Below are 21,109 nucleotides of genomic sequence, written 5' to 3' on the forward strand. Positions count from 1 at the left end.
CTGTAAACTGCTATCATCTGCTGATTAATTTTTAACTAGTCTCAGGGACGCAGTACATGCGCTTGTTAACTTTATCTCACACCCTATTTTTAACCTTAAGCATTGTTTTTTTATCAGCCTGTGGTGGTTCAGACGATCAAGTTACAACTAACCCTAATGATCCCGTTGAGCCTGAGCCTAGCGAGTTAACCGTATCTACAACTACAGGTTTAGATGTCAGCCTTGATGAAGGAAGCTTTTTACTGACTGTACCTGCCAATGCCGTCTCTCAAAACACTGAACTTACACACGAAAAAACAGTATTAGATGATGCAAATGCACTACTAAATATTATCTCAGATATACACCTACTCACCCCAAGTACGCTTTCTTTTAGTAACCCAATAACAATTACCATAAAAATACCTGATGATTACCAATTAGGTGGCCAGCTATTTATTGCTAGACAATCTGGCGATAGCTGGGAAGTTATTGATAACTCTTTTGTTGCAGATGGTTTTGTAAGTGCGCAAGTAACAACACTGGGAACCTTCGCTATTATGATGCAGCGCAATGAGGCCTTAGCAGCTATAGGCCCAACGTGTGATGCCACAGCCACAGAGCAATCGGTTAGATTTGTTCATGTTGCCGACCTACATGCGCGATTCGGTTATGAGGAGCAATACTTTAGCCGCATAAAGGCCTACTACAACCAAGTACTTGCACAAACGCCGCATACCCTTTTTACCAACGGGGGTGATGACTACGAAAAAGGCACTGTTGCTGAGCAACTATCACAAGGTAGCGCTACAGAAGAAGCCATTAAAGCCATGCAGTTTGATTTACGTGTGGTCGGAAATCACGACTATGCATGGGGGCCAGAAAAGCTATTAAGCTACTCGCAAGATGATAACGCCATAGTGCTTGCCAGTAATACACGCTATGAAGGCGAACAATTACAAGATTTTGCCGCTGTAGGCTTTGCTAAAGTACAAGTAGGCTGTGTGACCTTAGGTGTATTTGGCATGACCTCAGTACCTTGGAACGAGCTAGACGAACCGATAGATGATGAGCCTATACCTGATTTTATCAAACAATTTAAAATGAGCTGGCAGTGGCAACAAATAGCACAAAGTATAGTAAACCAATACCAAGGCGATGTTGACTACATGGTAATGCTAAGCCATTTAGGTGAAGGCTTAGATATTGATATGGCAACCGATGTAAGCGGTATTGATTTAGTGTTAGGCGGTCATACTCATGGCGGTGAAAGTTATAATACGCTCGAGAACGGCGCTGTGGTTATTCAGCCAGATTTTTACGCCAAAGGCATCACCGATGTTACTCTTACGTTTAACTTGCAAGATAAAACATCGCCAACAATAGATTACAGCACCATTGAAACTGACAGCATCAGCGAACGTGATGAACCAACTAAACTGGCAATTGATGAAATTATGGGCCGCTATGCGCCTGATGCAAATACAGAAATTGCTATTTCTGAAAACTACCCAAGTAGTTTAGAACTTGCAGAAATAACGGCTTTAGCTGCAGCCCATGCAAGTGATATAACGGCGGCCCTGCTTAACCCAGAATTAGTACAAACGAGGTGGACACCAGGGACCTTAACGCAAGAAGACTTTCATAAAGCCTACTATGTTGAGCGCCAGCCCTCTAACACTCCGGGCTTTAATTCGTTATATAGCGTAACGGTTACAGGTAGCGATTTAAACACCATGTTTGCCAGTCAGCCAGATTGGTTTTTACTCAAACCAGATGATATACAAGCTGCGAGCACTTATCAGGTTGCGTTGTTTAAAGGCGCAGCACTTAATCCTGAGCTATTTTTTAGCGGTGTAACGTTTTCAAACATAGAAGCCATTGACGAAGCATGGTGGTTACTTGATCAATATGCGCGTTTTAGAACAAGCCAGTGCTTATACCTAGATACCGATAATCAACTCTTTTCATGTAATGAGCAAAGCAATGTCACAGTGTGGAATTTTAACGATGCAAATAGCCCTTTGGCAGCAGATTATGGCCCTTCAGTATTGAGCTATTTTGACCCAGAACAAACAAACTGGGGCCCTGAAGAAACACAATATAATACAACTCAAGCACTTGGTATTGCTGATTTTGCTGATGGCAGCTCAGGTGTAATGGCGTTTTCACGCCACGCCCCTACCGAGGGGTTATTAATAATCTTAAATACACCTGCCAATGGTGATTATGCAAGTGAAGGAATGGTTTCTGATTACACCTTAGTAATGGATTTATATTGGCCAGAAGAAGGCAAAGATATTTATCGCGCTATCATGCAAGCAAACACACAAGATTACCTCACTGATGATGCCGATATGTTTATCGACCCAACGGGCGGTTATGGTAAATCAACTAGTGATAGTGGTTACTTTGGACAAACAGAGCCTGGAAACTGGCACCGAGTTGCATTTGTATTTTATACCGCCCCCAGTAATGGGGTATTTGAAGTGTACATAGATGGCGAGCTTGCTGGTGTGAAAGAAGACGGTGAAATAAATAACACCTGGGCATTAACGTCATCTGTTTTACTCTTTACAGATAACAACTTTGAAACAGTGCCCGGTTATTTGAACGCCCTTTTATATGCTGGGCGCGCCCTGACTCGAGACGAAATTAAAAGCATAGGCAGTGCACAATCAAAGCTGACATTTACCCCTACAACACGGGTATTAAACCAAGCTATTGAGCGCCATTACCAAGCAGCTCCAACCGTAAAACCTAACCTTTGGCTCGAGCAGCGCAACACGTTTTTTAACAATCGCACACAAAGTGTAAACAATTAAATACAAAAAACATTACGTAACTACATTTTTAAAAGAGGTTTTATTTTTATAAAACCTCTTTTTTATTCATTTATATCAATACCTTAAACTTTAATAAACTAAAAGCATCAAGCTAATACATGCTCGTTTACCCTAAAGCGTAAGGTATAAACCTATTGACTAAGTAAACGTCTTATTAAATTTACAGTTTGCTCAAATGCTAAATCTGCTCCCCCTCTTCCCCAAACTTAAAATCTAGTTGATTATCTAGCTCAACACGACAACAACACATAATCGCAGTAGCAATATTTATTGCAGGAGTAATAAAAATGAGTGAAGCAAATAATCCACTAGGTTTAGTTGGTATTGAGTTTACTGAATACGCAACACCTGATGCAGACTACATGGATAAAGTGTTTACTGATTTTGGTTTTTCAAAATTAAAAAAATTTAAAGGCAAAGATATTGTCTATTACAACCAAAACGACATTCACTTTTTACTAAATAACGAACGCGATGGTTTTTCTGCTGAATTTGCAAAAAGTCATGGCCCAGCAATTTGCTCTATGGGTTGGCGCGTTGAGGATGCACAGCATGCATTTGAAACAGCTGTAGCACGTGGTGCAAAACCCGCAACCGACTCAACCCATAAAGACTTACCTTATCCCGCCATTTACGGTATTGGCGATAGCCTGATTTACTTTATTGAGCAATTTGGTGATAAAGGATCTATTTATGAGTCTGACTTTGAAGATTTATCAGCACCTAATGTAGTTGAAGATAAAGGCTTTATACGTATAGATCACTTAACTAATAACGTTTATAAAGGCACTATGGAAACATGGGCAAACTTTTACAAAGACGTATTTGGTTTTACAGAAGTACGCTATTTCGATATTAAAGGTCAAAAAACAGCGTTGCTATCGTATGCATTAAAATCGCCCTGTGGCACCTTCTCAATTCCTATTAATGAAGGTAAAGGCAATAACAACAACCAAATTGACGAGTATTTAGGCGAATATAATGGCCCTGGTGTACAACATCTCGCGTTTTTAACTGACGATTTAGTTAGCTCGCTTGATAAGCTTGATAAATCGACCATTGCTACTTTAGACATTATTCCTGAGTATTACGACACTATTTTTGACCGTGTACCGTGGGTTGCAGAAGATAAAGAAAAAATTCGCGAGCATCAAATATTAGTCGATAGCCAAAGTGAAAACTGCTACCTATTACAAATTTTCTCTAAAAACCTATTTGGACCTATTTTTATAGAAATGATCCAACGTGTAGATGATGGTGGTTTTGGTGAAGGTAATTTCCAAGCATTGTTTGAGTCAATTGAGCGAGACCAAGAGCGCCGCGGCGTTTTATAACTTTTTTGAGTAAATTAAAAGCAGCGATCTTCGCTGCTTTTTGTCGTTTTAATATTTAAAAAGTAGGGTGCAAGATACAAGTATGCTTAAATAAATGCATGCACCCAACATCAAACCTAAAGGATAAGTAATGAGCCAAATTAACGAAACCCACGACATTAATTTAACTAGCTGGGTAGAGTCGGCCAATATTAAAGGCTGTGACTTCCCGATTCAAAATTTACCTTTTGCAGAATTTCGTCCTAAAAACACAAATGAAGAATTTAGAGGCGGGGTTGCTATTGGCGATCAGGTTATTGATTTAGCAAAATTGAGCCACTTAAACATTTTTACCGGTGATGCTAAAACAGCCGTGGATGCAGCAAGCGAATCAACACTAAATACATTTATGGGTTTAGGGGAACAATACTGGTCAGCACTGCGCTTAGCGCTTTCAAAAGCACTGCGTGAAGGCGCACAACAACAAAAAGAAATGCAAAGTACCCTTATTGCTCAAGCTGATATAGAGTTTTCACTGCCGTGTCGTATTGGTGATTACACCGACTTTTATACCTCAATTTACCATGCAACAGCCGTTGGTAGCTTGTTTAGACCAGACAACCCGCTTTTACCAAACTATAAATGGGTGCCGATTGGCTATCATGGCCGCTCTTCATCTATTGATGTATCGGGGCAAACGTTTCACCGCCCTAAAGGGCAAACTAAAGCGCCCGATGCAGATACTCCATCATTTGGCCCATGTAAGCGCCTAGATTACGAGTTAGAGCTCGGTATTTACTTAGGCAAAGGCAATGAGCTGGGTGATGCTATCGCCATTGAAAACGCTGAAAACCATGTATTTGGTTTTTGTGTATTTAATGATTGGTCAGCACGGGATTTACAAGCATGGGAATACCAACCATTAGGCCCGTTTTTAGCTAAAAACTTTGCATCAACCGTATCGCCTTGGATTGTCACCACTGAAGCACTTGCACCTTTTAGAACTAGCTGGACACGTGATGAAAACGATCCACAGCCAATGCCGTACCTAGAATCTGCCGCTAATCGCGAGCTAGGTGCATTTGATATTCAAATGGATGTTAAAATTCAGACTCAAAAAATGCGTGATGAAAACCACCAACCTACGCAGGTCTCTGCCTCAAGCTTCAAACATTCATATTGGACTGTGGCGCAAATGGTGACCCATCACACTGTAAATGGCTGTAACTTTATGCCAGGTGATATGCTCGGCTCTGGCACGCAGTCAGGCCCTACACATGAAGAAGCGGGCTCTTTATTAGAGCTTTCTCGTGGTGGTAAAGAAAAAATAACCCTGAGTAATGGTGAGCAACGCAGCTTTTTAGAAGATGGCGATAATGTAATTATGCGCGGCTGGTGTGAAAAGCCAGGCTATGCCCGTATTGGCTTTGGTAGTGTAGAAAGCACTGTATTACCTGCTAAATAACTTATTGGTTATTGATATGTCCTAAATAAGCAAACACATTTGAGGACAACACATAGCAAATAAAAAAGCCACCTAGTTAAACTAGGTGGCTTTTTCGTATCTACAGTACGGGTTTATTAAAGGTCTTTTTCAACCTCATCAAATAGCGCAGTAATATTTTGCGCTGGCTCTTTCGTCGCTAAGCTTACAACGACAATTGCAATACTTGCTAAAATAAAGCCTGGTACAATTTCGTACATGTAACTGCTTAAGCTTTGCCCATCAATCATAAATGGTGAGTAAATCCAAAACAGAACCGTACCAGCACCTACAACCATACCTGCTAGTGCGCCTTCAAAGTTCATGCGTTTCCAGTACAGGCTAAATAAAACCAGTGGGCCAAATGCCGCACCAAAACCTGCCCATGCATTACTTACTAAGCTTAATATTGAGCTATCTCTATCGTACGCTAAGTAAATAGCACATAGAGCAACTGCTGCTACACTAATACGTCCTACAGTAACAAGCTCTGTGTCGCTTGCTTCTTTGCGTAAAAACGTTTTGTAAAAATCTTCAGTTAACGAACTTGAGCTAACAAGTAACTGCGAAGAAATTGTACTCATGATTGCAGCTAAAATAGCCGCCAATAAGAAACCAGCAATTAATGGGTGGAATAATAACTCAGAAAGAATTAAGAAAATGGTTTCTGGGTCTTCAACAACAATGTTGTTTTCGTAAGTGTACGCGGCACCAAATAAACCAGTACCCACAGCACCAATGGCTGCAACTATCATCCATGTCATACCAATACGGCGAGCCGTTGGCATATCTTTTACGCTACGCACCGACATAAAACGTACAATAATATGAGGTTGACCAAAGTAGCCTAAGCCCCATGCCATTGCCGAAATAATCCCTAATGCAGAGCCTGCACCTATCCAATTAAGCATATCGGGGTTAACGCTATGAAGTGTTGACTCTAGCGGTTGATCTAATAAAGAGTAAGCAACGGTCGGTACCAGTATCAAGGCAATAAACATAATACAGCCTTGCACAAAGTCAGTTAAGCTAACTGCTAAGAAGCCACCAAATAAGGTATATAAAACAACAACACCAGTGGTGATGTATAAACCCATTTCGTAACTTAAGCCAAACGAGCTTTCAAACAATTTACCGCCTGCTACAACACCTGATGATGTATAAAGCGTAAAGAACACAATAATTACTACCGCAGAAACTACACGTAAAAGGTTTGATTTATCATTAAAACGATTAGAGAAGTAGTCTGGGATTGTGATTGAGTCGTTTGCTTTTTCAGTGTAAACACGCAAACGAGGCGCAACTAAAAAGTAGTTTAACCACGCACCAATAACCAAGCCTATTGCTATCCATGTGCTACTAAAGCCAGTAACGAACATAGCGCCAGGTAAGCCCATTAAAATCCAACCGCTCATATCCGATGCGCCAGCAGATAATGCTGCAACACTTGGAGATAAGCTACGTCCACCTAGCATATAACCCGATACATCACTTGTAGACTGTTTGTATGCATAAAGTCCAATGCCAAGCATGACTATAAAATACAATGCCAGTGAAATAATCATTCCTGTTTCCAAATTCGCCTCCACAAAGTTGTATAAAACAGGCTTTTAATCCTAATAATGACTCTTAAAATATTATAATAAAGACACTATTGGGGTAAAAACCATCCGTCTTGACTATACCATGCTTAAAGGTGATAACTCCAACTTGTTACACTGAAGTGAACAAAAAACAGCCGGATTGACTATTTAACCCTCAAACACCCGATATACGGTAAATTTATTTACATATATAGCTAATATTTAATAACAATTCATTAAATCAATAATAATTACCTAATGCTATTTCGAACGTTTTGCCATATATTATAACCATTACTAATAATTATTATTTTGTACGGAACTATTTATGTATTTTTATGCTGCACGCCAACCTATTTTAGACCGCGAAAAGGAGCTTGTTGGATACGAGTTATTATTTCGTGATGGCGTTGATAATGTATTTCCAGACATAGACGGTGACGAAGCAACAACGAAGCTAATCGAAGGGAGTCAGTTTAATTTTGGCTTAGAAGATTTGACTGGCAACAAACCCGCCTATATTAACTTTACCCTAGAAACCTTACTTAAAGGTTACCCTACTATGTTAGGGAAAGAGACGGTCGTTGTAGAAATCCTTGAAACAGTGCAACCAGGTAAGCGCTTACTGGCTATTGTCAAAGATTTAAAAGAAAAAGGCTACACCCTAGCGCTTGATGATTACATTCACCAACCTGTATGGCGCCATTTTTACCCGTTTATCGATATTTTAAAAATAGACTTTTTAACCACTGATGAAAATGCAATAAAAACCATAATTAACGATATTAAAGCCTATCCACACATCAAGCTTTTAGCTGAAAAAGTAGAAACCTATGAAGCCTATAATTTAGCTCTTGAGCTTGGGTTTGAATATTTTCAGGGGTTCTTTTTTTCAAAGCCTGAAATGGTACAAAGTAAAGCACTGCCGCCATCAGAAATGGCATTAGCAGAGCTGCTTTACGAAACCTCATCTGTTGAAATGGATCTTAAAAAGATAACCGATGTGTTTGAACGTGACGTAAATCTATCATACAAATTATTGCGTTATTCAAACTCAGCTGCGTTTGCGCGCAGAGCCGAAATAAACACAATCAAACAAGCACTCATCGTCCTTGGCGCTAACGAAATTAAAAAGCTGTTATCTTTGTTATTTGCAGCGCAAGTCTCTGCCGATAAACCTGTTGAGCTCATTAGGCTTTCGCTAACACGTGCACGATTTGGCGAACTACTTGCTATTTCACACGGGCAGTTTAAAGATACCGGCATGGCCTTTTTAACTGGCATGATGTCGCTTATGGACGCTATTTTAGATGAAACCATGGAAAGCGTTATGCAAAAGCTCCCGCTGTCTGCAGAGATAAAAGCTGCGCTATTGAATGACGAAGGCCTGCTTGCTCAGTATCTAAACTTGGTTAAGTTTTATGAGCACGCAGATTGGGAAGCCGCCAACGAAATTGCTAAACAGTTAAATTTAGGCGAAGAAGTTGCCAATGCATACCATGACGCCTTAACGTGGGTTAATGAGCAAATGCAGCTGATGGTTAAAGAATAATAAACATCAGAATCTGTTTATTTAAGCTCAAAATACACATAAAAAATGCCAGCAATTGCTGGCATTTTTTATAGCTGTTATTTATAAGCTTTCTAAGAAGTCTTCATCAAAGTCTTCAGGCTCTTCTTTGATTGGAGGATTGCCGTCGTATAGCTCATAAAGCTGACGCTGAAAGTATATGTCTTTAACAAATAAATACGGGTCGAGTGAATCATTAAGTAAGCCTTCTTGCGGGATAAGCGAAGCACGAGCTTCAACCGCTTTAAGCGCAAAAACTAAAATAGTTTGAGGCGTAGTCAGAGCGATTTCTGGTAACACAAAGTTATCAACTACATCGCCTGTTAAGTTACGTGCTGTAGTCGGCCCCATTGCTGGCAGCATAATATATGCGCCATCGCCAACGCCCCACACGCCCAATGTTTGGCCAAAGTCTTCATCTACCAGCTCAAGTCCAAGTGAACTTGCAACATCAAAAATACCAAATACACCTACCGTAGAGTTAACTAAAAAACGCGCTAAACTCACGCCTGCGTTGCCCGCTTTACCTTGTAGCCCTGCGTTTATCATATCAACAGGCGCACTAATATTATCGGTAAAGTTAACAATCCCATTGCGTACAGGCACAGGGGTCACTTCTACATACCCTACAGCCACAGGGCGTAAAATATAAGCATCAAGAATATCCATATTAAAGTCGTACAATGGACGGTTAATGCTTTGTAGCGGGTCGCGCTCATCAACTTTGTTTTCTGGTACTTGTGCACATCCGGCTAGCACCAATAAACATAAAAAAGTAAAACTATGCTTTAACATCTAATGTCCTTAAGGTATTAATGTATCAATTTGAAGTTGGTAGTCACTTACGTTTTCACGTTGTAGTGTCTCAGAGTGACCCTCTAACTCACCACTACTTGGCATAACTGACTCATCGATTGAGATCCGCGCTGTGATCACAATATCTTTAGCACTTGATAAGTTTAACCCATCAACCATTGCATTAGCATCAGTGAGTTGCACCGTTAGCGGAAAGCTGTATTCATTTAGTTTAACAACCGCTAATGGCATAGGAGAGCCTTGAGCAGCCTTGGCAAAAATAAATAAAGTCCCCTGCTGTGGCTGCTTATCGAAAAGCTCATCTGCTAAGCTCACAGTAACACTAATAGCACTATTAGCAGAGACCGGCATTACAGAGCCCTCATTTTGCATTTGTTGCTCTATATCGGAAATACGCTGCGCTATCATTGAGTAGCGCGTATCGCTTTTATCCATGCTTGCCAGTAATACTTCAAACGCCGCTTTGGCTTGCGGCCAGTCCTTGCGCTCATAGGCAATAAGCGCTAATAAAGAAATAGCATCAAGGTTTGTTGGTTCAACCTTTAGCACTTTAGATAGCATACCCGCTGCACGCGTCATGTTCTCTTCGCTGCCTTCAAGCAGTAAAACTTGGCTGTAGCTAATGAGTACTTGCATGTTGTCTGGGTTCATTCGAAGGGCTTTATCAAACGATTGCTGCGCCATATCAAATTCGTTTAACGACATGGCTACACGTCCAAGCAACATCCACGCAACTTCGTCATCGCCTGATTCACTAAGCTTAGTGCGCAGCGCTAAAGCAAACGCTTGCAACTCGTTTTGAGTTAGTGGCTCACCTTTTTGCATTACCGCACGCTCGCCATAATCTGCAAGGTTATCCATTGCATCATACCACGCTGCTATTTGCTGCTGGCTCCCTGTAAAGGTGTAAAAAACACCGGTGAGGGCTAATAAAAATGCTGCGCCTGTTAAAGCAAAAATACGGTTATTACCTTTGCTATTAAGCGATTTTTCTGGCGAAAGCTCGTTCAATAAACGACGTTTTAGCTCAATAACCGATTCACTATGGCTTTGCGCATCAATACGTTGATTGTCTAAGTCGTTTTGCAGCTCAACTAAACGCTGCTCGTAAATGCTGATCAATTCTGCATTAGCATTGTGAGTAATGGTTTGCACGCGCTCTTTTTTTAAAAAAGGCAACATAATAAAAGCCAGTGCAATTAGTGTGAGTAAAGCAAAACACGCCCACATTAAAATCATTAATTTTGCTCCTGACGTTTATTTTCTGCAATTAACTTAGCAAGTTTTGCTTCATCATCGCTGTTCCAGGTTTGCTTAACTGACGCCTTACGCTGGCGAATTACAATAAAACCAAAACCCAAAATAACAATAAGTACAGGTAAAACCCAAAGTACTAATGTGGCTGGTGTTACAGGCGGATCGTAATGAACAAAATAACCGTATCTGTCTATCATGTAATCGATTACTTCGTCTTTTGTTTTACCTTCTTTTACCAACGCGAGTACCTTGTCGCGTAAATCTTTTGCAACAATGGCATCAGAGTCTGCAATATTTTGGTTTTGACATTTAGGGCACCTGAGCTCTTTGGTTAACTCTTCAAAGCGCACAGCTTGTTGGTTATTGTCAAACTGGTAGCGATCTTGCTCGGCATACACTGCCATACTTATAAAAAAGCTCAGGGTTAATAAAAACACTCGCATTAATTTAGCTCCTGCATAACAGGGGCAAATTTAGCACGCCATACGCGCGGGTTTAGATCCCCTGTATGGTGTAATAAAATTTTACCCGTTTTATCCACTAAAAATGTTTCAGGGGCACCTGATACACCTAAATCAAGTGACAAGGTACGGTGCAAGTCTAAAATATTAAACTGGTATGGGTCGCCAGCACGGCTGAGCATATCACTCACATCGGTACGCAAAGCTTGCATATCAAATGGACCATCAAAATCGGCATCGTAGCCTTGTACATAGTACAAACCAATAATTTTTACGCCTTGCTCACGCAGCTTGGTTAAATACCCAAGTTCAACTAAACATGTAGGGCACCAAGTCCCCCATACATTAAGTAAATAAACTTCGCCTTTTAGGCTTTCATCTGTCCAGCGCTTATCATCTTGCATTAAATCAGGCAGGTTAAACGCAGGCATCGTTTGGCCTAGTCGACCGGTTTGAATTTCACGCGGGTTGGCAAACAAACCTTGATACAAAAATACACATAAAAATATAAATATTAATAACGGTGCTAAAGCTAAAATTTTACGGTTCATTACGCATTCTCCAACGCTTTTTTGCGTGTACTTGCTGATGTACGGTAGCGTTTATCAAATAAAATCATAAACCCTGCAAGCGATATAAGTACACCGCCTATCCACATCCAACGCACGAACGGTTTGTGATAAATACGCAGTGACCATGCCCCTTTACTTAATTGCTCTCCGAGCGCTAAATATAGGTCGCGAGTAAAGCCGGCATCAATTGCCGCTTCTGTCATAAATTGCATACCAATATCGTATTTGCGTTTTTCTGCGTGCAGCTCAGTCACTAGCTTATCGTTATTGAATACCGACACTACACCAGCATGTCCACTGTAGTTAGGGCCGCGTATTGCTTTAACGCCATCAAATCGGTATTCGTATTGATTAAGCGTAACAATATCGCCTTGCTTCATAGAAACATCACGCTCTACCGAGTACGCCGAAGTAAGTGTTACGCCAGCAATAACAAATGCTAAACCAACGTGACCTAGCACCATAGCCCAGTAGCTAATGCCTAAACGTTTAATGCCTTCTTTTAGCGTCCCGTGAACCGACGCCTTGGCGTATAAATCTATGGCAGTAGATACAGCAACCCATACACCTAATGTGGTTGCTAATAATGTAAGTGGTTTTACGACATCGTAGCTTGAGAACAACCACGCACAGGTAATAACAACACTTATTAACACACCTATTAATACTTTATTTTGTAGTACAGCCCACTTGTTTTGTTTCCAACGAAGAAAAGGCCCTATTCCCATTAATATGGCAAATGGTACTAATAAAATGGCAAACATTTTATTAAAGAACGGTTCGCCAATAGAAATACTGCCTAGGCCCATTTCTTTATGCACCATAGGTAACAAAGTACCTAAAAGAACAATTAATGTGGCTACCACTAAAAAGATGTTGTTAAGCCATAAGGCCACTTCGCGTGATACAAACTTGTAACGGCCTTCGCTTTTAACTTGTGATACGCGCAGCGCATACAACGATAAACCGCCGCCAACAACAATGCCTAAAAAGGCTAGAATGAATAAACCTCTATCGGGGTCAGTGGCAAATGCATGCACCGATACAATAATACCTGAGCGAACAATAAAGGTGCCTAATAAGCTTAGGGAGAATGCAGCGATGGCAAGCAGCACAGTCCACGATTTAAATACACCGCGCTTTTCTGTCACGCTCAAAGAGTGCAATAAAGCCGTAGCGACTAGCCAAGGCATAAGCGATGCGTTTTCTACCGGATCCCAAAACCACCAGCCACCCCAGCCAAGCTCAGAATAAGCCCACCAGCTGCCTATGGTTATTCCTAAACTTAAAAAGCCCCAAGCAGTCATCGTCCATGGGCGAGACCATTTAGCCCAGGTGTTATCAAGTTTACCTGTTAAAAGTGCTGCAATAGCAAATGAAAACGCAACCGATAACCCCACATATCCCATATATAGTAATGGCGGATGAATGATCATACCTGGGTCTTGTAGAAGCGGATTTAAATCACGCCCTTCAACAGGGAAATACGGCAGTAAGCGTTCAAATGGGCTTGAAAGCAGTAGTGTGTACATCATAAAACCGACACCTAAAAAGCCAAGCACACCTAAAACGCGTGCACGCAACACCCAAGGTAGCGATTTAGAACGCATAGCAACTACGGCGGTCCACCCTGCTTGCATTACAAGCCACAGTAAAATAGCGCCTTCGTGCCCACCCCACGTAGAGGTAATTTTATAATACCAAGGCAACGTACTACTTGAATGATACGCCACATAAGATACCGTAAAGTCATCTGTTAAGCTGGCATAGATAAGCGCAGCAAACGAGATAAGTACAAAAGCAAACTGCCCAACGGCTAAAGACGGGGCCGCACGCATTAAACGAAGATTACCGGTATGCGCGCCCCACAGCGGAAAAATACACAGTAAAACGCTTAGCACCATGGCAAGCGTTAAAGAAAAATAACCAAGTTCTGGGATCATATTAGCTACCGCTATCTAGGTTGTATTTTGGTTTTTCGTGTTTAATTCCTTTTACGGCTTCTGCAACTTCTGCTGGCATGTATTCTTCATCATGCTTAGCCAGTACTTCAAAAGCTTCAATCACGTTTGGTTCTACAAGCACACCTTGCGCGACAATACCTTGGCCTTCGCGAAATAAGTCAGGCAAAATGCCTTGGTATTTAATTGTTACCAATGGCCCGGTATCAATCAATTTAAAGCTGACTTGTAAACTTTGTTCATTACGAATGACAGAACCCGGCACAACCATACCGCCAATACGTAACTTTTGCCCTATTTGCGGTTTTTCTTTATCTGGGCCTTTGCCGTCTATTAGCTCGCTTGGTGTATAAAATAAGTTGATGTTTTCTTGTAGCGCATAAAGCACTAGGCCTACAGAGGCACCAATACCAAACAGTACTGCAATAATTACCAATAGGCGTTTTTTACGTCTTGGGTTCATGAGATTTGTTCCTGCTTCGCTTTTTTAATTCGCGCTTCGCGCGCAACTTGCTGCTCTACTGAGGCCATAATACGTTTTGTATCACGTAAAGAGCTAAATAAAATGCCCAACAAAATTAAGGCGCATGTACCAAATGAAAGCCACACGTAAAACCCGTAGCCTCCCATTGCAATAAAATCAGAAAAAGAGTCAAACTGCATAATTTACCCCTTACTTAACAAGGCTCGAACCCAAGGTCGATGCTTTTCACGTTGTAATATTTCATTTTTAAGGCGAATTAACGTTACAGTGCCTACAAACGCTGCAAACGCTAAAATATTTACCATAAGCGGCCAAAACATACTTGGGTCAATGGCTTTTGTATCAAGCTTTGTGATTGTTGCGCCTTGGTGCAGGGTGTTCCACCACTCTACGGAGTAGTGAATAACAGGTAAATTAATTACCCCTACAATGGCTAAAATAGACGCTGCGCGCCCTGCTGATTTTTTATCTTCAAAGGCATGATAAAGCGACAGCACGCCTAAGTATAAAAACAATAAAATAAGTTCAGAGGTTAAACGTGCATCCCATACCCACCAAGCACCCCACATAGGTTTACCCCATGCAGCGCCGGTAATTAAGGCAATAGCTGTAACACATGCTCCCACCGGGGCAATAGCAATTACAGCAAGTTCAGCGTTACGTAATTGCCACACTAAAGCGACAATAGCTGCTATAGCCATAGAAGAGTATGCGCCCATAGACAAAATAGCCGATGGAACATGAATGAAAATAATACGGTAGCTGTCTTTTTGTTGATAATCAGCTGGTGCAAAACCTAAGCCCCAAATCCAACCAACAAGCATACTTATAACCGTAACAACGGCAAAATAAGGCAGTAACGTATTACATAATTGATATGCGCGCTCTGCTTTTGCGTAGGGATGTAACCACTTCCACATATTAACTTACACTCACTTTTAATGCTGACGATATGGCGATGGGTGCACACATAATAGCAACTACTAACATGGCCCCAAGAATGGCAAGCTGCCCGCTATAATCCAGCGACATAGTACTGGTATCAATGGCTGACGTTGCAAAAATTAAAACAGGAATATACAAAGGCAACACTAATAGGCTCATTAAAATGCCGCCTTTTTGTAATCCCACAGTAAGGCCAGCCCCAATTGCACCAATAAAGCTTAATAATGGCGTGCCTAATAATAATGTTAATACGGTCGCTAACAGCGCAGAGCTCTCTAAATTAAGCAATAAAGCAAATAACGGTGTCATTAATACTAATGGTAAACCGGTAACAACCCAATGCGCCGCGACTTTAGCCAACACGGTGAGTGATAGCGGGTACGATGATGCAATTAACTGCTCTAACGAGCCATCGTTATAGTCGTCTCTGAATAATTTATCGAGTCCAAGCATGGTAGAGAGCAAAGCTGCTACCCAAATAATACCTGGCGCCATTCTGTTTAATAGACCGGGCTCTGGGCCAATTGCTAACGGAAATAAAGAAATAACAATGAGAAAAAACAAGATAGGATTGATAATTTCAGCACGCTGGCGAAACGCAAGCTTTACATCTTTACTAAATACCGCACTAAACAGCAGCCAATATGAATGTTGACGAGTCATCAGTAACGATACTCCAAGGTCACCGTTTTTAGGTTTTCAAACTGTGTTGTTAAATCTTGATGGGTTGTTAGTAAAATAGCGCCACCACTTTTTAAGTGCTCAGAAAAACGTTGTTGTAAAAATGCAACGCCATTTTTATCAAGTGCAGTAAAGGGTTCATCAAGCACCCATAGTTTTGCATCGCTTAACCATAATCGCACTAAAGCGACACGACGCTGCTGCCCTGCAGAGAGCATTCTTACCGGCACATCTTCAAGGCCCACTAAGCCAAGCTTAGCTAAAATTGGATATAAGTCGGGCTCATTTGTATAGCCGTTAATGTGCAACCAATGGCGTACGTTTTCCAGTGCGCTGAGCTGCACATTGACTCCGGTTTTATGGCCTATAAATAGCAAGTCTGTGGCGTACTCTTCATAATGCTTGGTAATAGCTTGCTGGTTATAAAAAATAGCGCCTTCATCAGGCACACTAAAGCCTGCGACAATACGCAATAATGATGTTTTGCCAGCCCCGTTAGGACCCGCTAATTGCATGATTTGACCGCTATTTAGGCTAAAATTAAGATCCGCAAACAAACAACGTTCTTGCTTGATGCAGGTGACGGACTTAATGTGTAACAAGATGACGTTTCTCTATGCCAAAAATTAGGCGTTAGTCTACCATAATGATAGGGTAATACGAATATTGCTTTAAAATCGATTCACGAAAATTAGCGAAAACTTGATTTAAAATAATGAATAATCCAACGCAAATCACATTATCTAATTCATTGGTTAATAACCAAAGCGCTCCGAGCACTTCGGACGAATTAGTACAATTACCAGAGCAGGTACTTGCGGCTAAAAATATTCAGTTTTCAAAAGGCTCAATTACACTCGATGTTTTAATAGATAAACACTGGCAAACTCTACGCTTAGGCATAACGCATGCCCCTCAAAATACAGACAAAATAGCAAGTGCTAACATACAGCTCAGCGCTGATGGAAAGCAGCTAAATATTACTCCTAACAATACCAATATTACACTTAGCAACGCATCACAACTGCAGCGTTTTTTAAATTATGTTAGTACCGGTAGTGAAATACAAAGTAAACCCTTGCCAGTCAATGTACAGCTTTCGCCGTCACCGCAGCTTATGATACCTAGCCTTAATGCCAGTATTGCAATTAACAAAGAAACCGCACAGCTGTTAAATACCGAGCAGCCATTACAGGTACTTATTAATACAACCAATAAAGGCGCACAAATAAATGTTATTAACCGCTTTGCTGACACCGTCCATACTCAAACTCTCAGCCAACATAAAATTTCGCAGCTATTAACTAACTTACTGCCCAGCGCGCAACTACAAGCAACGCCTAAATTAGCTATTATTTCGCACCCTCAGCATAGCGGCTCGTTCACAACCCCGATAACCAATAAACAGCTTAGTGAATTGCCTAGCAAGCCCGTGGCAGTAAATATTACTAATCAAGCAGATAAGCTGCTCATTAAAACTAACTTACCTAAAATGCAGGTCGCACTTAATAACTCATTTAGTAAACCCTTTACCGACTTGGTTTTATCACAGCAGCAAAATGCAGCCAGACCCCCCGCTGATAAAACAAGCCCGCAGTTAAGTGCACAAAGCCCTATAAAGTCATGGTTACAAAGCAGCTTTAGCGATTTAAAAACGCGAATTAACGATGCCGTTAAATACTTTGAAAACAAACCCTTTGCGAGTAAAACGTCACCTTTGCAGGTTCAACAAGCTAAGCTTGATGTAAATAAAACGCCGACACAAATAAACACGCTAACAAACCTTAATTTAAGCAAGCTAAATATAACCGCTGAAGTTGCTAATCATTCTTTTACCCCTAACAGCCCTTTAGCTAAACACTTTGCGCAGCTTCCTCCTTTAGTGCAAATAACCCAGCAATTAAAGGCAAGTGTGTCGTTATGGCAATCAGCAAACAATACAGCTCAGCCCCAAGCAGTGAGCGCCCAACCAACAAATGTAAGTACGCAAGGCAACGCTTCTACGCCGCTGAGTTTAAAAACACTACATGCCACAACTTCACAGGTAAATACTCCCAATCAACCCAGTTTGTCTCACTCGCTTTTTAACACAGCTGTAAGTCAGCAGTTACAACCAACAGAAGCTAAAATTTTAACCTCGCTTTTAAATTTGCCAACAGAGAGTGAGCGCCCAAATAGTGCTTCCAACCCTAAGACATTGTTGAGTAGCCAAATTACTGACATAGCAAGTAAAGCTACTCAAAATACACCTGATCTTACGCGTTTAGTGAATCAAGCTTTTAATAGAATGGTCTCCAGTACTAATGTGCACCCAGCCACCATACAGCGAGAGCTTTTAAGTACCTTACAACCGCTTACTACGCCAAACGACACACTACAAAGTAGCTTTACAAAAGGGCTTGAGCAACTTGCGGTTACTATTTTAGCGGCGCCAATAATAAGCCAACCAAGTACTTCGCTAACGTTTAATAACCACACAGGGGTTGATGCCCTACTTAATGTGCTTTTACCTACTTTTAAAGTAGGTAATGGCGCGGATAAACTATTAGAGCAACTTCAACAAACACAAATACAAGAGCTTGCCCCAGAGCTGTTACAAGTTAAAAATACCCTTAGCCAAGTACAAGTAACTACGCCAAACCAACAAAGCGACACAAACCCGCTAGCACAGTTTTTATTTCCGATGAAACTTCCGCCTGAAGCGGGACAAACAGAGATAACCTTAGGGCAATATAAAAAAGCCAGTGTAGATAAAACCGAAAAAAACGTGTGGTTTGTTAGATTAAATTTTGATTATGCACAGCAAGGGCAATTACAAATAGTGGCTGAGCTTATGGACAAAGCGCTCGATTGCCAGCTGCTTGCCTCTAGCCAAGAAGTAAGTGCAATTGCACACCCTCACTTAGATAGCCTCAGGGCTAAATTAGCTCAGCATGGCTTGCAAGTAGGCGAGCTAAACTTAAGACGCGGAGATGCTAGTCATCAAGCGTTTTATCAATCGCATGCCATTATAAATATTAAGGTTTAACATGACTGACACCTCTAATTTAGCAGCAAATAATAAATCCGCGATTGGCCTGTTGTATGAAGCAGGAAGTACCCCAGCAGTAAGTGTAAAAGGGTTTGGCGAGTTAGCCGATGAAATAATCGCAGCAGCAAAACAAAAAGGCATTATGATCCACCAAGATGAAGCACTTGCTAAAACACTCTCACACTTAGAATTGGGAGAGGAAATACCTAAAGAGCTTTATTATGTTATTGCTGAATTGATTGCTTTTTCGTACGTGCTTCGTGGGCAGTTCCCACCTGGCTGGCAAGACTTTCAAGGTAAGCTAAATGTAAAGGCATAACTAGGTGGATGAATTATATCTCCCCCCTTTATTAAGTATTACTGCACATTGGTGTTGTGTGTAGTTAAAAGCAAAAAAGACGCTAGGCGTCTTTTTGTTTATGTAACGAAAATAATAGTTCAGCCTCAGCCCTAGGAAGCTCGCACTCGCGTATCACCTCATCTAAATCTGCGCCAAGCTCAACCATTTTAACAGCACGTGAATATATTTTTGCGTCTGGGTCATCATATTTTTGGGCAGCTTGTTGTTGCATCAACTCTTGATTTTGTTGCTCAACTTCAAGTACGCGCTTACCTATACTTAAAAGCCCTGTTCTGAGCTCAGACACTTCACTGCGTAATATATGTGTTTGCTCTGAGGTATCTTTTAATTGCTGTGATACCGCATTAAGCTCCGCCGACTGTTTATTTTTTAATGCAACAATTAGCGCCAGCGATATTAAACCTATCCCTAGCGCTGCTATTGCGATACTGAGTAACAACATAATTTTAGTGGTAAAGCTTAAATATCGCTTAACTCATCCCATTCGTCATCGCTAAGTAATTTATTTAAATCGACTAAAATAAGTAATTCGTTATCGCGGTTACATACACCTTGGATAAACTTAGCGCTTTCTTCGGTACCAACATTTGGGGCGCTGTCTATTTCAGAGCTGCGTAAATACACAACTTCAGAAACACTATCGGCTAAAATACCAATTACTTGCTCTTCTGCTTCAATAATTAAAATGCGAGAGTTATCAGTTGCATCCGCAGCAGGCAAACCAAAGCGTGCACGAGTATCAATAACAGTGACTACGTTACCACGTAAATTTATAATGCCAATAACGTATGAAGGTGCTCCAGGTACTGGGGCAATTTCGGTATAACGTAAAATTTCTTGCACCTGCATTACGTTGACGCCATACGTTTCTTCTTCAAGCTTAAACGTTACCCACTGTAAAATTTCATCGTTGTTATCTGCGTTTTTATTCGCTGATAATAGTCTATCTTCGCTCATGCTGTTACCCCGTAATGGTCGTTACTACTGACGGCTATCTAAGCCTTTTTCTAATAGTGCATTTAAATTATCTACATCTATTAAAGCACACATTTTTTCTTTAATAACACCGGCAAGCCAAGGGCGTTTGCCACTGTTTTTTCGCCATTTTACATCTTCTTTACTCAATGTAATGTTATTTATTAACTTTTCGGCCAATAAACCCCAGTTGCTATCGCCTAAGGTTATTAAATACTGATAATTAAGAGAGGCCTCTAACTTTTCATCGTACTTTTCAGGCATTACCCAACGGGCAGTATCAACTACGTTTAGCTTTTCATCTCTATTAAGCATAACGCCTTTAAACCACTTTGGCTTACCAAATAAATGATTTACTTCACCTAATTGATGAATTCCTCCAAGCGCTTTCAAAGGAACAGCCAATGTTAAACCAGCCACTTCAAAAAACAGAGCCTGAAATTCACCTTCAAAGTAATCTTCTTGGCTATGTAATAAAGGGGCAGGTTCTGTACTTAACTGGGTTTGCACCTCAGCTGTCTCTACTGGCTCAGGCTCAATAGGTGCCGGTGGCGAAATAGTGGCGTCAGCCTCGCTATTACTCTCTTTTACTTGCTCAGAATAAAGCTGCTCGGTTACTTTTAATTGCGCTTTGGGCTTTAAAAGTACTTCGTCGTTTTGTAAGGCACTAGGTACTTGCTCAAGTAGCTTTGCTACAGGCTCAAGGTTTTCCTCAGGTTCGTCTTCGCATAATAGCGCCCCTAAGTATTGAGTCATTACTTTTTCATTAGCAAATAATTGCTTACTCATTC

General features: G+C 41.0%; 20 protein-coding genes. 6 read left to right on the forward strand and 14 right to left on the reverse strand.

Annotation, left to right across the window (positions count from 1 at the left end; all coding sequences use genetic code 11):
* Positions 1 to 56 precede the first annotated feature (56 nt).
* The 3 genes from PSH50_RS13895 to fahA all read left to right on the forward strand — a co-directional run bounded on the left by PSH50_RS13895 (position 57) and on the right by fahA (position 5,603).
* Entirely contained in the window at positions 57 to 2,804 is a 2,748-nt protein-coding gene (locus PSH50_RS13895; protein WP_273587060.1) for a metallophosphoesterase, read from the forward strand.
* Between the two features lie 308 nt (positions 2,805 to 3,112).
* Positions 3,113 to 4,159, forward strand: a complete 1,047-nt coding sequence (gene hppD, locus PSH50_RS13900; RefSeq protein WP_273587059.1) for a 4-hydroxyphenylpyruvate dioxygenase — start codon at positions 3,113 to 3,115, stop codon at positions 4,157 to 4,159.
* 130 nt (positions 4,160 to 4,289) lie between these two features.
* Positions 4,290 to 5,603 carry a fumarylacetoacetase gene (gene fahA / locus PSH50_RS13905; protein ID WP_273587057.1) on the forward strand — a complete coding sequence of 438 codons (1,314 nt, stop codon included), beginning with the start codon at positions 4,290 to 4,292 and terminating at the stop codon, positions 5,601 to 5,603.
* Between the two features lie 116 nt (positions 5,604 to 5,719).
* On the opposite strand, the gene putP is transcribed toward fahA, so the two are convergent.
* On the reverse strand, positions 5,720 to 7,198 hold the full coding sequence (putP, locus tag PSH50_RS13910) for a sodium/proline symporter PutP (RefSeq protein WP_004588331.1): 1,479 nt from the start codon (positions 7,196 to 7,198) through the stop codon (positions 5,720 to 5,722).
* A 334-nt stretch (positions 7,199 to 7,532) separates the two neighbouring features.
* Between putP and PSH50_RS13915 the strand changes: the two genes are divergently transcribed.
* Positions 7,533 to 8,756, forward strand: a complete 1,224-nt coding sequence (locus tag PSH50_RS13915) for an EAL and HDOD domain-containing protein (RefSeq protein ID WP_273587056.1) — start codon at positions 7,533 to 7,535, stop codon at positions 8,754 to 8,756.
* Positions 8,757 to 8,837: 81 nt separating this feature from the next.
* Here PSH50_RS13915 and PSH50_RS13920 read toward each other — a convergent pair whose 3' ends face one another.
* From PSH50_RS13920 to ccmA, 10 genes are read right to left on the reverse strand one after another with little or no spacing between them, the layout of a single operon-like run.
* Positions 8,838 to 9,569: a VacJ family lipoprotein gene (locus tag PSH50_RS13920; protein WP_004588329.1), complete on the reverse strand. Its 732-nt coding sequence runs from the start codon at positions 9,567 to 9,569 to the stop codon at positions 8,838 to 8,840.
* A gap of 9 nt (positions 9,570 to 9,578) precedes the next feature.
* Positions 9,579 to 10,829 carry a c-type cytochrome biogenesis protein CcmI gene (gene ccmI / locus PSH50_RS13925; protein ID WP_273587055.1) on the reverse strand — a complete coding sequence of 417 codons (1,251 nt, stop codon included), beginning with the start codon at positions 10,827 to 10,829 and terminating at the stop codon, positions 9,579 to 9,581.
* Positions 10,829 to 11,290, reverse strand: coding sequence for a cytochrome c-type biogenesis protein (locus PSH50_RS13930; protein ID WP_004588327.1), 462 nt, complete (start codon positions 11,288 to 11,290; stop codon positions 10,829 to 10,831). The genes ccmI and PSH50_RS13930 overlap by 1 nt, the downstream gene beginning before the upstream one ends.
* Positions 11,290 to 11,859, reverse strand: coding sequence for a redoxin family protein (locus PSH50_RS13935; protein ID WP_029773820.1), 570 nt, complete (start codon positions 11,857 to 11,859; stop codon positions 11,290 to 11,292). Before PSH50_RS13935 ends, PSH50_RS13930 begins: the two co-directional genes overlap by 1 nt.
* Positions 11,859 to 13,823 (reverse strand): heme lyase CcmF/NrfE family subunit, encoded by a 1,965-nt coding sequence (locus PSH50_RS13940; RefSeq protein ID WP_064386512.1) that lies wholly within the window; start codon positions 13,821 to 13,823, stop codon positions 11,859 to 11,861. The genes PSH50_RS13935 and PSH50_RS13940 overlap by 1 nt, the downstream gene beginning before the upstream one ends.
* Position 13,824: 1 nt before the next feature.
* Positions 13,825 to 14,304, reverse strand: coding sequence for a cytochrome c maturation protein CcmE (gene ccmE, locus PSH50_RS13945; protein ID WP_004588324.1), 480 nt, complete (start codon positions 14,302 to 14,304; stop codon positions 13,825 to 13,827).
* Entirely contained in the window at positions 14,301 to 14,504 is a 204-nt protein-coding gene (gene ccmD, locus PSH50_RS13950) for a heme exporter protein CcmD (protein WP_004588323.1), read from the reverse strand. The genes ccmE and ccmD overlap by 4 nt, the downstream gene beginning before the upstream one ends.
* 3 nt (positions 14,505 to 14,507) lie before the next feature.
* Positions 14,508 to 15,245 carry a heme ABC transporter permease gene (locus PSH50_RS13955; RefSeq protein WP_004588322.1) on the reverse strand — a complete coding sequence of 246 codons (738 nt, stop codon included), beginning with the start codon at positions 15,243 to 15,245 and terminating at the stop codon, positions 14,508 to 14,510.
* Position 15,246: 1 nt separating this feature from the next.
* The gene (gene ccmB / locus PSH50_RS13960; protein ID WP_004588321.1) at positions 15,247 to 15,933 is read right to left on the reverse strand and encodes a heme exporter protein CcmB; all 687 of its coding nucleotides are present in this window, start codon (positions 15,931 to 15,933) and stop codon (positions 15,247 to 15,249) included.
* Entirely contained in the window at positions 15,933 to 16,553 is a 621-nt protein-coding gene (gene ccmA / locus PSH50_RS13965) for a cytochrome c biogenesis heme-transporting ATPase CcmA (protein ID WP_273587054.1), read from the reverse strand. The genes ccmB and ccmA overlap by 1 nt, the downstream gene beginning before the upstream one ends.
* 113 nt (positions 16,554 to 16,666) lie before the next feature.
* Here ccmA and PSH50_RS13970 point away from each other — a divergent pair, with 113 nt between their 5' ends.
* Positions 16,667 to 18,979, forward strand: a complete 2,313-nt coding sequence (locus PSH50_RS13970) for a flagellar hook-length control protein FliK (RefSeq protein ID WP_273609781.1) — start codon at positions 16,667 to 16,669, stop codon at positions 18,977 to 18,979.
* Position 18,980: 1 nt separating this feature from the next.
* Positions 18,981 to 19,301, forward strand: a complete 321-nt coding sequence (locus PSH50_RS13975; protein WP_004588318.1) for an EscU/YscU/HrcU family type III secretion system export apparatus switch protein — start codon at positions 18,981 to 18,983, stop codon at positions 19,299 to 19,301.
* An 82-nt stretch (positions 19,302 to 19,383) separates the two neighbouring features.
* Here PSH50_RS13975 and PSH50_RS13980 read toward each other — a convergent pair whose 3' ends face one another.
* The 3 genes from PSH50_RS13980 to PSH50_RS13990 are packed head-to-tail and all read right to left on the reverse strand — an operon-like array spanning position 19,384 to position 21,107.
* Positions 19,384 to 19,785 (reverse strand): DUF2802 domain-containing protein, encoded by a 402-nt coding sequence (locus tag PSH50_RS13980; protein WP_004588317.1) that lies wholly within the window; start codon positions 19,783 to 19,785, stop codon positions 19,384 to 19,386.
* Positions 19,786 to 19,802: 17 nt separating this feature from the next.
* Positions 19,803 to 20,300: a chemotaxis protein CheW gene (locus tag PSH50_RS13985; RefSeq protein WP_004588316.1), complete on the reverse strand. Its 498-nt coding sequence runs from the start codon at positions 20,298 to 20,300 to the stop codon at positions 19,803 to 19,805.
* Between the two features lie 24 nt (positions 20,301 to 20,324).
* The gene (locus tag PSH50_RS13990; protein WP_004588315.1) at positions 20,325 to 21,107 is read right to left on the reverse strand and encodes a chemotaxis protein CheW; all 783 of its coding nucleotides are present in this window, start codon (positions 21,105 to 21,107) and stop codon (positions 20,325 to 20,327) included.
* Positions 21,108 to 21,109 lie beyond the last annotated feature (2 nt).

This window comes from Pseudoalteromonas sp. Angola-7 (genome assembly GCF_028599255.1).
Taxonomy (GTDB): Bacteria; Pseudomonadota; Gammaproteobacteria; order Enterobacterales; family Alteromonadaceae; genus Pseudoalteromonas; species Pseudoalteromonas atlantica.